The 744-nt window shown below is 44.4% G+C and carries 1 protein-coding gene; it reads left to right on the top strand.

Going from position 1 to position 744, the window contains the following annotated elements; genetic code table 11:
- Positions 1-217 precede the first annotated feature (217 nt).
- On the top strand, positions 218-744 hold a 527-nt coding region (locus H6A32_RS15820), incomplete at its 3' end, for a transposase (RefSeq protein WP_430749601.1).

Here is a 744-nt window from a genome sequence, read left to right as displayed (position 1 = left end):
CCTCTCCGTTCCATGTTATAATGGAACTATGCTAAAACAAGATTATTATAACGATTTTTTTGAAATTGGGCAACAAAAAATTAACTTCAGTTTCTTCGAATTGAGTTTACCCGACGACGATCCAGTCTATACCCTAAAAAATGTGATGGAGGAGTTGGATTTTTCAGGCCTCCTGGCCTGTTATTCAGATAAGGGAAGAACCGGGTTTAACCCAATCATGCTGTATTCTGTTGTTACCTATGCAAACATGCGCGGAGTCAGGGCTGTTGATCGGATTGTCGACCTGTGTCAGCGAGACCTCGCCTTCATCTGGCTGACCAAAGGACAGAAACCCCAAAGGGATGTTTTTTACGATTTTAAAGGGAAAAAGCTGACGGGAGAAGTCCTGGATGAATTGAATTATCAGTTCATGCGCCGCCTGGAAAAGAAAGGCCTTATTACGCTGAAAGAGCTCTACATCGATGGGACAAAGATCGAGGCGAATGCAAACAGATATACGTTCGTCTGGCGCGGCAGCCTCAACTATCATCTTGCCGGCCTGCTGGACACCATAGATACCCTTTATGCAAAGTATAATGAGTTTCTGTCCGAGAACGGGTATGGGCCCAAATACGATCTCGGGGATGCCCGTATGTTCGTGATCGAAGGCATGGACAAAGTCAGGAAAGTCATCGAAGAAAACAGGAAACGGAAACTAACAAAGCATAAAAAGATCTCCAATAACACCGTCATTGAGATCGATCA

The organism is Drancourtella massiliensis (genome assembly GCF_016900655.1).
GTDB classification, from domain to species: Bacteria; Bacillota; Clostridia; order Lachnospirales; family Lachnospiraceae; genus Sellimonas; species Sellimonas catena.
Note: the sequence above shows the minus strand (reverse complement) of the source record. Positions and strands in the feature narration are given on the sequence as shown.